This is a genomic window from Pseudoalteromonas sp. CnMc7-15 (assembly GCF_022347925.1).
Lineage (GTDB): Bacteria > Pseudomonadota > Gammaproteobacteria > Enterobacterales > Alteromonadaceae > Pseudoalteromonas > Pseudoalteromonas ruthenica.
The window spans coordinates 1-12,248 of the sequence record NZ_JAKRFT010000005.1 but is presented as its reverse complement, the minus strand read 5'-3'; the positions used below and the strand labels follow the sequence as shown (position 1 = coordinate 12,248).

The 12,248-nt window shown below is 48.0% G+C and carries 10 protein-coding genes; 4 read left to right on the top strand and 6 right to left on the bottom strand.

Annotation, left to right across the window (positions count from 1 at the left end):
* Positions 1-48 precede the first annotated feature (48 nt).
* The 5 genes from gmk to MHM95_RS12565 all read right to left on the bottom strand — a co-directional run bounded on the left by gmk (position 49) and on the right by MHM95_RS12565 (position 7,617).
* Positions 49-669 carry a guanylate kinase gene (gene gmk / locus MHM95_RS12585; RefSeq protein WP_045979328.1) on the bottom strand — a complete coding sequence of 207 codons (621 nt, stop codon included), beginning with the start codon at positions 667-669 and terminating at the stop codon, positions 49-51.
* A gap of 111 nt (positions 670-780) precedes the next feature.
* On the bottom strand, positions 781-3,903 hold the full coding sequence (locus MHM95_RS12580) for a CusA/CzcA family heavy metal efflux RND transporter (RefSeq protein WP_239385459.1): 3,123 nt from the start codon (positions 3,901-3,903) through the stop codon (positions 781-783).
* 14 nt (positions 3,904-3,917) lie between these two features.
* Positions 3,918-5,132, bottom strand: a complete 1,215-nt coding sequence (locus tag MHM95_RS12575) for an efflux RND transporter periplasmic adaptor subunit (RefSeq protein WP_239385458.1) — start codon at positions 5,130-5,132, stop codon at positions 3,918-3,920.
* A gap of 75 nt (positions 5,133-5,207) precedes the next feature.
* On the bottom strand, positions 5,208-5,549 hold the full coding sequence (locus tag MHM95_RS12570) for a hypothetical protein (RefSeq protein WP_053909709.1): 342 nt from the start codon (positions 5,547-5,549) through the stop codon (positions 5,208-5,210).
* Between the two features lie 76 nt (positions 5,550-5,625).
* On the bottom strand, positions 5,626-7,617 hold the full coding sequence (locus MHM95_RS12565) for a HAMP domain-containing methyl-accepting chemotaxis protein (RefSeq protein WP_239385457.1): 1,992 nt from the start codon (positions 7,615-7,617) through the stop codon (positions 5,626-5,628).
* A gap of 238 nt (positions 7,618-7,855) precedes the next feature.
* Between MHM95_RS12565 and MHM95_RS12560 the strand changes: the two genes are divergently transcribed.
* Positions 7,856-8,737 carry a cation diffusion facilitator family transporter gene (locus MHM95_RS12560; RefSeq protein ID WP_239385456.1) on the top strand — a complete coding sequence of 294 codons (882 nt, stop codon included), beginning with the start codon at positions 7,856-7,858 and terminating at the stop codon, positions 8,735-8,737.
* 52 nt (positions 8,738-8,789) lie between these two features.
* Here the strand turns inward: MHM95_RS12560 and MHM95_RS12555 are convergent, their stop codons facing one another.
* A complete protein-coding gene (locus MHM95_RS12555) occupies positions 8,790-9,650 on the bottom strand; it encodes a YicC/YloC family endoribonuclease (RefSeq protein ID WP_239385455.1) in 861 nt (286 codons plus the stop codon).
* A 169-nt stretch (positions 9,651-9,819) separates the two neighbouring features.
* Between MHM95_RS12555 and rph the strand changes: the two genes are divergently transcribed.
* From rph to MHM95_RS12540, 3 genes are all read left to right on the top strand, one after another.
* Positions 9,820-10,533 (top strand): ribonuclease PH, encoded by a 714-nt coding sequence (rph, locus tag MHM95_RS12550; protein WP_022943484.1) that lies wholly within the window; start codon positions 9,820-9,822, stop codon positions 10,531-10,533.
* A 30-nt stretch (positions 10,534-10,563) separates the two neighbouring features.
* A complete protein-coding gene (gene pyrE / locus MHM95_RS12545; RefSeq protein WP_138508657.1) occupies positions 10,564-11,208 on the top strand; it encodes an orotate phosphoribosyltransferase in 645 nt (214 codons plus the stop codon).
* Between the two features lie 62 nt (positions 11,209-11,270).
* Positions 11,271-11,657 (top strand): diacylglycerol kinase, encoded by a 387-nt coding sequence (locus MHM95_RS12540; protein WP_026110905.1) that lies wholly within the window; start codon positions 11,271-11,273, stop codon positions 11,655-11,657.
* Positions 11,658-12,248 lie beyond the last annotated feature (591 nt).

Below are 12,248 nucleotides of genomic sequence, written 5' to 3'. Positions count from 1 at the left end.
AATTCTGTAAACGCATAGTTTACTGCAAGGTTAAGTTTAGGCCAATAGTTATTTTAACAAGTCGTGGATTAGTTCGTTATGTTTTACACGCTGAGCGCTGATGCTTAAGCGCTTGGCTTTAACGATGGTTTCAATCTCTGCTAAAGCGGTGTCAAAGTCATCATTAACGACCAAGTAATCATACTCATCAAAGTGTGAGGTTTCCGATTGCGCCTTGGCCATGCGCCCGGCAATCACGTCTGCGGAATCTTGGCCGCGATTGGTTAGGCGATTTTCAAGCTCTGCCTTGGATGGCGGCAAAATAAAAATAGTGGTGACGTCCGGGGCTAATTCACGCACTTGTCGCGCGCCTTGCCAGTCGATATCGAGAAACACATCAATGCCGTTGGCAAGTTGCTGTTCTATCGCCGCTTTTGAGGTGCCGTAATAGTTGTCGAACACTTGCGCCCATTCAAAGAAATCATCATTGTCGATCAGTGTTTTGAACTCAGCTTCGCTTACAAAATGATAATGCTTGGCGTTTTGCTCACCAGGGCGAGGAGCACGAGTGGTGTGCGACACCGATACTTGCATATCACTATGTTGTTGGAGTAACGCATTGATCAAGCTGGACTTACCCGCACCAGATGGGGCGGATAAAATAAACAAATTACCACGAACTTGGCTCATGATGTCTCTCTAAATACTGGGGTTTAAAAAAGAGCCGCGTAGTATAGCGGATTTCTCAGCCTAGGTTAACTGGCGCATAAACCTGTTGTCGATTCATGCGCCACAATAGCTTTAGTGTTTAAGCTTAGCCTGAGAAAAACGTGGATACAAAGCTGGCAACACAAACAAAGTTAATAAGGTGGATGTCAGTAGCCCGCCGACAATCACGCTTGCCAAGGGGCGCTGAATTTCGGCACCCACACCTTGAGAAAGCAGCATGGGGATCAAGCCTAATGCCGACGTGATGGCGGTCATCAGCACCGGGCGCAGGCGCTGTGTGGCCCCCTCAAATACTGCGCTGGCTAGAGCCTGGCCGCTATTGATACGCTGATTGATGCTCTCGACCATGACCACTCCATTGAGTACGGCAACGCCAAATAAAGTAATAAAGCCTACCGAGCTTGGCACCGATAAATACTGCCCACTTAAATATAAGGAAAACACCCCGCCAATAACTGCCAATGGGACGTTGATTAGTATCAGCAAGGCTTGGCCGACGCTGCCAAACGCAAAATACAGTAACAGCGCGATAGCAGCCAGTGACAATGGAATAACAATGCTGAGGCGCTGCTGTGCCCGCTGTTGATTTTCGAATTGCCCGCCGATGGCCACAGAGTAACCGCTGGGCAGCGCCACATCATTTGCGATTTGCTCACGAATTTGCGCCACCACCGAGCCCATATCCCGGCCTTGTACATTCGCTTGGACTACAACTCGGCGCTGTACATCGTCGCGGCGCACCTGAGGAGGCCCCGATTCAATGCTAATATCGGCCACATCGGCTAGGCGCACCCACGCCCCGTTGCTAGCTTGCAAATATAAATTGCCAATGGCTTGTGGGGTTTGTCGGTAGGGTTTATCAATGCGTACGTTAATATCATAGCGTTCATTGCCATTAATAATTTGTCCGGCTCGTACACCGCCAATGCCGTTGCGCACCAAGCCCATCACATCGGCGACTTGCAAGCCATAACGAGCCAAGGCTTGGCGTTTTGGTTTAACGATCAGTTGTGCTTCGCCGGCAATTTGTTCAAGCGCGACATCGCGGGTGCCTGGCACCGCTTTTACCGCATTGGCAATGGCCTCGCCCTGAGTCGCTAGCACTTCAAGTTCGGGGCCAAATAGTTTGATGGCCAGCTGCGCTTTTACTCCAGACAGTAACTCATCAACTCGCGTGGCGATAGGCTGAGAAAAGTTAAACAACAACCCTGGGTGGGCACTGAGCTTTTGCTCCATCAAGGCTTGTAGTTGGTAGCGGTTTTCTGCACTTTGCCACTGACTGGGAGGCTTTAAGCCAATATAGATTTCGATGTTATTGACCGGCTCGGGGTCGCCCCCAATTTCGGCCCGACCGATACGGCTCAAAGCGTACGTGACCTCGGGAAAGCTTAACAGTTTGGCTTCGAGTTTGGGGGCCACCGCAAGCGCGGTTTCGAGGCTTGAAGAAGGCGCCAAGGTAACGCGCAGGTTAATGGTACCTTCTTCGAGTTCGGGAACAAATTCGGTTCCCAACTGCCCTAGGGTGGCAACAGCGCCAGCAACGAGTATAAGCGCCGTGACTACCACCGCTTTGGTATGCGCTAGAGCCTTGTGCAACGTTTTTCGATAAAGCACATCCAAGGGTTTGAGTATCAAGCTGGGGCGCGATGTGATTTGACCGGTAAACAGATAGCTTGCTAGTGCAGGGACGATAATCAACGCCACGAAAATGGCACTGATCACCGCTAAAATAATGCTTATCGCCATCGGTTGGAACAGTTTGGCTTCAACGCCTTCGAAGCTAAAGAGCGGCATAAACACGACTAAAATAATGGTTGCGGCGAAAAACACCGGTCGAGCGACCTCTTTACCCGCGAGTAAAATACGCTCGCGTGCCGTTAACGTGCTGTCTTGGCGGCTTAAATGCTTAAACATGTTCTCAACCATCACCACTGAGCCGTCGACCAGCATGCCAATCGCCACAGCAAGACCGCCAAGTGACATTAAATTAGCGGAAACGTTAAGCCACACCATCATCATTAAGGCCATAGCAATGGCAATAGGGATGGATATGAGCACTAATAACGTGGCGCGTAGGTTCATTAGAAACAGGGCGAGCACAACAACGATAAAAATAAAGGCGAGAGTGAGTGCATTCACCACCGTATTCACGGCTTTGGTGATAAGGTCTGCTTGATCATAAAAAGGTTGAAATCGCACTCCTTGTGGCAGCGCTTGATTGATCATTTGCACCCTTTGCTCGATCCCATCGATGGTGGCTTTGGTATTGGCACCCATGCGTTTGAGGACAATGCCAGAGACCACTTCACCTAACTGCTCGACCTCGCCCTGGGCGTTTTTACGGCTCATGGTCACCGCACCTTGGCGAATCTCGCTGCCTAAGCGTACCTCAGCAATATCACCGACGGTAATGACCGTGCCGGCGACGGTTTTTACCGCCACTTGTTTTATTTGCTCAATGCCTTGGCGTGAGTGAGCAAACCAGCCGGTGCCGCGCACTACCAGCTGTTCTTGACCACGGTCCATATACCAACCGCCCACATTGTCATTACTGGCATCGAGTGCGGCAACAAGGTCTTGCTGCGTTAATTGGTAGGCGAGTAACTTATTTGGGTTGATGGCGACTTGGTATTGGCGCACACGACCACCAAATGACAGCACATCAGTGACGCCGTCAATCGGCATAATCAGCAGCTTTACCACCCAATCATTGAGTGAGCGTAGGGCCATCGTATCGAGCTCGGCCTCTGCATCGGCTATAAGTAAGTACTGATACACTTGCCCCAAGCCTGAGGTATTGGGGCCCATCTCAGGGCTGCCAAGACCGTCAGGGATAAGCTCTTTGGCGGCTTGTAAACGCTCAAAAACCAGCTGTCTAGCAAAGTAAATATCGGTGTCCTCGTTAAACACGATGGTCACTCCAGAAAGGCCTGTTTTAGATATCGAGCGCACTTGCTCGACATTGGGAAGTGCATACATAACCGCTTCGATAGGGTAGGTGATCAGTTGCTCTACCTCTTCGGCGGCCAGACCGGGGGCTTCGGTGTTTACCGTTACTTGTACATTGGTGACGTCGGGAAAGGCGTCTAAATTAAGTTTAGGGATCACTGTGATGCTGGCAGCGATCAGGCTCACCAACGCCAGCACAACAAGAAGGCGGTTACGCACCGCCCAAGCAATAATATAATTAAACATTGTGCCGCTCCAGCTTAGTGGTTATGAGGGTCAAAGCCACTTTTGGCTAGTTGAGAAGAAATAAAGAAAGCCCCGGTCATCGCGACATTGACTCCCGCAGGCACGCCGGAGATTTGTTGGTAGCGACCAAAGCGTTCACCCAATTCAACCTCTACGGGTAAGAACTCGCCGGGGCTTTGTTGCACAAACACCTGCCAATCGCCGTCACTGCCGCGCATGAGCGCGCTCTGCGGAAGAGCTAATACAGGCGTGGTGCTGGCAAAGGTGAAATGCACATCAACGAACATGCCGGCATGGAGTTTATCTTGCGGGTTATCTACTTTTAGCCGGATCACCCGTGTCCGTGTAGTTGGGTCAATCACATGGGCTTCTTGAATGACTTTCGCTGGGTAAGTGCGGCCGTTGACGACGATATTCACCGCTGTGGCTTTATTGATGGCGCCGTCGCTATAAGGCGCAACTTTGGCCTCAACCCATAGGCTAGATTCATCGGCGATGGTCATAATGCTCTGGCCAGCTTCCACTCGTTGGCCTTGGGTGAAGTCGTCGTTAAGCACCACTCCTGAGGTTTGGGCCACCAAAGAATATTGGCCAAATGACGCAATGTTGTCCTTACTAATCGTATCAATGGCTTCAGTGGTTAAGCCAAGGGCAATTAACTGCCCGTAGCTGGCGTTGTATTGTGACTGTGCTTTTAAGCGAGCACTTTCACTCACCGCTCGGTTATCAAGTTGCTTTACTCGTTGCCACTCACTCGCCGCTACTAGGTAGTCGGCCTGAGCATTGGCCATTGTTTCACTGAATAAGGTGACCAGTGGTTGCCCTTGATTGACGTGCTCGCCAAGCATTGCGTGGCGCTCAATGACAACCGACTCAGTACGTGCAGAAACGATGTAACTTGAGTACCCATTGGCTTTGAGCTCTCCAGGTGCATACAGCGTTTTGTTATGTGTACGTGCTTGTAAGGGCGCTACTTTTATTTGCGCTAGGGCCATGCTGCGCTCACTGAGAGCAATACCTTGACCATGGTCGCTGGGTGATGATTTTGCGGTATTGTTGATATCCTTATGGTCGTGACCTTCGCCCGCGAAGGTGAGCGACGACACGCTCAATACTAACAATGTAACGGTTTTGATAAACACCGTGAAAAAGGTGTCCAAGGCGCGATGAACACACGCGCCACTAAGTGCCTTCGCGCTGCGCGCAAAGCAAAAAATAGAAAGCTTCATAAACTATTCTCTAACTGCAAATGTTAAGTTAGCCGCAAGCGCAGTGTGCGCGTTGGGCATGACGGATAAGTGCAGTTAGACGATGGGAGGGCGGAAAGTTGGGTAAATGACCTCGCCCACAGCGCGGTGGCGCCAGTCCGGCAATGCGAAATCAACATGGTCATTGGCAAAACAGGGGGCCGGCATGCTCCCCCAAGTGAGATGTGAGCCTGAGCAGTGACCGCAGTGATGACAATCAGCAGTATCGTGCAAGTTATCGCTTGCCTGTGGTTGCAAGTCATCATGTTGTTGGTGCGAATGTACGCTCTGTAAATGCTCGCTGTCGATTTGATGTACAGGGGTGGGATCAGCACTCGCTGCCAGTGATTGCAGCACAATCACTAGGGGTAAAAGAATGCTAAATACACACTTAAGCACCGGGAGCACACCTGTTAGTTATTAAATTAGGGTCTAAAATACCGACAGCGATACATAAAATCAATGGGTATTGTGCTTAACTGGCACGCAATTTAAAGCGCTGCACAGACTCACTAAGTTCACCGGCTTGAGAATTAAGCTGTTTCGCAATCTCTAAAGCCCCTTGCGTGTCGTTCAGTGATGCTTGGCTCGCGCGTTCAATATCAGACACGTCCTTGGCCATTTCCGCAGCGACCACTGATTGCTCTTCGGTGGCCGTCGCGATTGATTGAATCATACTGGCAATGTCGCTGGCACTTTGCATTATATTGCTAAGTTGTTCCCCGGCCTGCTCCGCCATAGATACACTGCTGTTTACTTGTTCTACGCTACTATGCATAGATTCTACCGCTTGGTGAGTTTGCTTTTGGATGGCGGTAATTGTCTGCGCGACTTCATCGGTGGCTTTGGTCGTGCGCTCAGCCAAGGTGCGTACTTCGTCGGCAACTACGGCAAAGCCTCGGCCCTGCTCACCGGCTCGTGCGGCCTCAATGGCAGCATTAAGTGCCAACAAGTTTGTCTGCTCGGCAATGGCACTGATCACACTGATGATATTGCCAATTTGATTACTAAGCTCACCCAGTTCGGTGACTGAGCTGGAGGTGTTCTGCACTCTGCTCGAAGCGCTTCTTATTTCTGCTACCGTTTGGCTTACTGCTTCGGCACCATGAGCGGCATACTCTCTTGCTTGCTCACTATTGCCAGATGCTTGTTGTGATTGTCTGGCGACCTCTGAAACCGTTGAGCTCATTTCTTCAATGGCAGTGGCTATCTGTGTTGATTGGTCTGCTGAGTTTTGGCTGCGATTAGCGATTTGCTCGTTTGTTGAGCTAATTTCCAAGCTAGATTCTCTAACCTGAGTGGCCAGTGACGTGATCAGAGCCATTAAATCATGCAGAGATGACGACATTTTATTGGTCGCCGCAGCAAGGCTGTCGATTTCATCCTTGTTAGCATGAGCGATAGCCGGGCGCGATAAATCGCCGATACTGACACTTTCTGCTGTTTCTAGCACATTGTTTAAGCGAGTAATGATTGAGTGGCTAATGAGGTAGGCAATAATGCCTGCGACAACGAAGGCGATTAAGGTAATGATCACAATAATGATCAAGGTCAGGTTTAAGCCCTCGACAAGGTGGTTTAAGGCGCTAATAGCGTCTACTTGCTCTTCCCGCGCTGAGGTTTGCAAAATAGTGTTTAGTTTATCAACAACCTGGGCTTCTAGGTCATTGATAGTACTTCGAGCATCAATATAGTCTTGTGGACTATAGCGTGTAAAAATGCTGTTGGCCGTGCGCACAATGTCATCGCGATAAGACTCAACTTGACGTAGCGCTGCAACTTCATCAGGTTGTTGCTCAAGTGGCCGAAGCGCCTCAAGGTATTCATTGAAACTGGTTAAATCATCTTTAAAGCGTGCTTTAGCTGCGGTATCACCGCGAATGTGTGCGTTCACACCCGCGACCAGGTCACCGGCCTCATCTATCAGTTCGAGGTAATATCTGACACCCGGTAAATTATCCTGCAAGCTGGTTTGTAAATCGCTTGCTTGCATGGCCTGTGCATACTCTTGGTCTTTGAGCTCGTCGAGTAAGTCACCTAACTTCTCACCGGTGTCTTGTTCTAACTGTGCCACTTGTGATTGTACGCTACGAAACAATTCAGGGTCGTAGCGATTAAATACGCCCTCAGTGATGCCGCGATTGTATTCCTTCACTAAGTTTTCTATGTTTGCCATCTTCTCTATGTCTGATGGCTTGTTAGACTCATACTTATAAAGCTCTTGGTGTTGCGTTTGAAATTGTCTATACAAAGCCGCAAAACTATCTCGCTTTTGTTGCTCACCGCCTATGTATTCAAGGGCTTCATTTTGCATTTGATAAATAGTATCGGAGATCGATAAATAGGCTAGTAAACCGGGAAGGTCGTCGTTTTTAACTTCCTCAGCTTGCAGGGTTTCGGTGGAGACTTTAAGCCAAACGATAAGGCTCGAGATAACCATTAAAGCAATAACGGCGGCAAACGACAAAGACAACTTTGCTTTTTAGTTTCATAATGTACTCACTGATAAGAGCCTGTTAATTAGGGTAGCTGACAGGCTTAGTAATGCTCACAAAAGTTTGGCATAGTGTTTTTACACAGATATAACGCACGAGAAAAAATGTGCTTAATCGCGCTTAAGTTAAAGGGAGCGCGATAAAAAGCGGGAAAGACGGTAAAGAGATTTTAACCCAGAGTGTAGGTACACGCAGCAAAAGGATAAAAAAATGGCGCATCACCACGATCATTCCCATGACATCGCTTCAGAGCGCATTGGTTGGGCATTCTTTTTAAACCTCGGGTTTACTATTATCGAGTTTATTGGCGGGTGGCTTACAAACAGTACCGCGATAATGGCCGATGCCGTGCATGACTTAGGGGATAGCCTGTCAATCGGCAGCGCCTGGCTGCTTAACAAATTCAGTAATAAAGGTGCTAATCAGCATTTTACCTATGGTTATCGGCGCTTAAGCTTATTCGGTGCGTTTATTAATTCGGTGGTATTAGTGATTGGCTCGGTGTGGGTACTGGTGTTGTCGGTGCCGAGGTTGTTCGACCCAGTGATGCCGGTAACGGAAGGCATGTTAGCACTGGCGGTGCTAGGTATCGCAGTGAACGGTTATGCGGCGATTAAACTGAGCAGTGGTAAATCACTCAATGAGAAGGTGCTTAACTGGCACCTTCTTGAAGACGTGCTGGGTTGGGTGGCAGTGCTGGTGGTCGCAATCGTATTGATGTTTGTTGATTGGCCGATTCTAGACCCTATTTTATCCATTTGTTTTACCTTGTTTATTTTGATCAATGTGGTGCGCAACCTAGTGCAGACCGTACGACTATTTCTGCAAGGGGCACCGGATAAAAAGACGCAAACAAAACTCACTGAGGTACTGATAGAGCCGCAAGAAATCAGCACCGCTCACCATGTGCATTACTGGTCGTTAGATGGCGAACATCATGTGCTGACAGCGCATTTGTGTCTTGCTCAAGAGCTTAATGCTGAGCAAGTAATAGCGTTAAAGCAACGTTTGGCCGACAACCTGGCAGAGTATGATTTAGCACACACCACCTTAGAATTTGAGTATCCGCAAGAGCAATGCCGAGATGGTTAAGAAAAAAAGCCCCTGGAAAGGGGCTTTTATGTGTTAAATGAATGCGAGGTGATTATTCAATATTCTGGATCTGCTCACGCATTTGCTCAATCAACACCTTTAACTCAACGGCGGCGTTGGTCACTTCGGTGTTAATGGATTTAGAGGCCAGTGTATTGGCTTCGCGGTTAAACTCTTGCATCATAAAATCAAGACGACGACCACAGGCTCCGCCTTTTTTCAGAATTTTACGGGTTTCTTTTACGTGCGATTTTAAGCGGTCGAGTTCTTCGGCAACATCTTGCTTTTGCGCCAAGTAAATAAGCTCTTGTTCAAGGCGGGTCTCGTCGATTTCGGCTTGCAGATCTTCCAGTTTCTGCCATAGCTTCTCACGTTGCCATTTGATGACTTCGGGCATTTGTGCTTCAACGATGGCGACTTGCTCTAAAATCGCGTCTAAGCGAGTTAATATCATTTGCTCAAGGTTCTCGCCTTCGCTAGCACGGGCGGCTTTAAAGTCATCTATAACGCCATTTAAGCCTTTGAGCAATTCACCTTGCACGACGTCCATATCCATTTCCTCGGCTTCCATTACGCCTGGCCAGCGAAGAATGTCTACGGGATTAATGTCGCCTTGGCTTTGTGCTTGCACCCATTGTGCGCTCTTTACTAATTGTGAGGCCAAAGACTCATTGATTTGTAACTCGCCGACATGGGCTGGGTTGGCGGCAAATTTTAAGAATACTTCAACCTTACCGCGCTGTAAGTTTTTACGCAGCCGTTCACGGATCACAGGTTCTAAACCGCGAAATTGCTCGGGGGCGCGAATGAAGGTTTCCAGATAACGTTGGTTTACAGAGCGGATCTCCCAAGTTCCGGTGCCCCAATCGCCTTTAATTTCTTGGCGAGCATACGCAGTCATGCTGTGGATCATGAATGATTTCCTAATTTAAAACAGATATATCGGCATGCATTATACCTTAACAAAGAGTGAGCTCTAGCGGAAATTTCCAGCACAATTAGGGAAATTCATAAAAGTGCCGTGGCATCGCAGCGGGTGAACACATATAATGAACGAAAATTTTTAATGAAGGGGATAGTGAATGCGTCCAAGTGAAAGAACACCTAACCAAATTCGTCCAGTGACCTTTACTCGCCAATATACCATGCATGCTGAAGGCTCAGTGCTGGTTGAGTTTGGCAACACTAAGGTATTGTGTACTGCGAGTGTTGAGGCGGGTGTACCGCGTTTTATGAAGGGCCAAGGTAAAGGTTGGGTAACCGCAGAATATGGCATGTTACCGCGCTCGACCCACACCCGTAATAACCGCGAAGCAGCGCGTGGCAAGCAAGGCGGACGCACCATGGAAATTCAACGACTGATCGCCCGTGCATTGCGAGCTGCCGTTGATTTAAAAGCCTTGGGTGAAAACACTATCACTATTGATTGCGACGTGATTCAAGCGGACGGCGGTACACGTACGGCATCTATCAGTGGAGCCTGTGTCGCCTTGGTTGATGCATTAACCTATATGCGTGCCAAAGGAATGATCAACACTAATCCTCTGCAACACATGATAGCGGCTATCTCTGTGGGTATTTTCAACGGCGAACCTATTACCGACTTGGAATATATCGAAGACTCACAAGCCGAAACTGATATGAACGTGATTCTTACCGAAACCGGCAAAATCATCGAGGTGCAAGGCACTGCTGAGGGTGAACCGTTCTCATTTGATGAGCTAGAGCAAATGCTAAGTTTAGCTAAGCACTCTATCCGCGAAATTATCGACATCCAAAAACAAGCTTTGGCATAAGCACCAAGCGACTAGCTAAAGAGACATCTAATGAAAGAATATCAAAAGCAGTTTATTGAATTCGCATTAGCCAAGCAGGTATTGAAGTTTGGTGAGTTCACGCTTAAGTCTGGCCGCACTAGCCCTTACTTCTTTAACGCTGGGTTGTTTAACACCGGGCAAGACTTGGCCAAGTTAGGCCGCTTTTATGCAGCTGCACTTGAAGATGCTGGTATTGATTACGACTTATTGTTTGGTCCTGCTTATAAGGGGATCCCCATTGCTACGACTACAGCGGTGGCGTTGGCAGATCATTACAATAAAGACGTACCTTACTGCTTTAACCGCAAAGAGAAAAAAGACCATGGTGAAGGAGGCAACCTAGTTGGCTCTGAGCTTAAAGGAAAGGTGATGTTAGTGGATGATGTGATCACCGCTGGCACCGCCATTCGCGAGTCTATGGAAATCATTGCCGCCAATGGTGCTGATTTAAGCGGGGTGCTGATTGCTCTGGATCGTCAGGAAAAAGGCAAAGCAGAGCTCTCGGCTATCCAAGAAGTAGAGCGAGACTTCAACACCCAAGTGGTATCGATAGTTAAGCTAGCAGATTTAATCACCTATCTTGAGCAGCAGGGCAATATGGATGAGCACCTGCAAGCGGTCAAAGCCTACCGCGACCAATATGGTGTTGCATAGCAATATTGAAAAGCCCCGCTATCGGGGCTTTTTTTATGGCTGATAATAAGGTGGCAAGCGTTATGACAAGCTTAAAGTTAAACGGCCAAGGGCTAGGGCGGATAGTTAAAGCATTGCGTTGTACCTACTGGGGACTCAAAGCAGCTTATAAGGGCGAAGCCGCATTTCGCCAAGAGCTGACCTTGGCATTCATCCTTTTTCCTATCTCCTTTTTCATTGCCGATACCGCGATGCATTGGTTAGCACTGATTGTGGTTATATTATTAGTGTTGGTTGTTGAATTACTGAACTCAGCCATTGAAGCGCTTACCGATAGGGTGTCTACGGAATTACATATTCTTTCTGGGCGCGCTAAAGATATGGGCTCGGCTGCGGTAAGCTTGGCATTGTTGATTGCCGCCTTGGTATGGGGAGTCAGTATTTACCAAGCAGTCAGACCCTACTGGTAATGGTTACCTTTTAAACTGCTTTTCAGTTAACAACAGAATTAAAGCCATTAATAAGTGAATTAATGGTCTTTTTTAGTGCGTTTTGAGTGTAAAGTGCGCAAACGATCCATTTTTTGCAGTTTTCTTTAAAAAAGGGGTTGCGTGGAAATCGAATCTCCCTATAATGCGCATCCACCGACACGGCGGACTGCTTATAAACAAGCACTTCAACGAGTTGGGTGAGTCAAGTAAAACTGAGTTTTAAACAGTGCATTGAAAAGTGCAAACTTCTTAAAATAAAGTGTTGACAATAAAACAGGGTTGAGTAGAATGCACAGCCCTCGAGACGCGAAAGCAACTCGAAACGTTCTTTAAAAATATGAAGCAATCATCTGTGTGGGCACTCGTACAGATTGAGTTCTAACAGCCGATTCTAGTTCGCTAGATGACGCAAACAAATTTAGAGTCTCAATTGAACTGAGTGACCATAAGTTATTAAAAGATTCAGCCTTGAGCTGTTTTGATTTTACTTTTTTAAAAGTGAAAGTAATAACGCACAGTCAATTCGATATCGAAAGATATCAAAATCAGTATTCATTGAGCAGAAGCTTA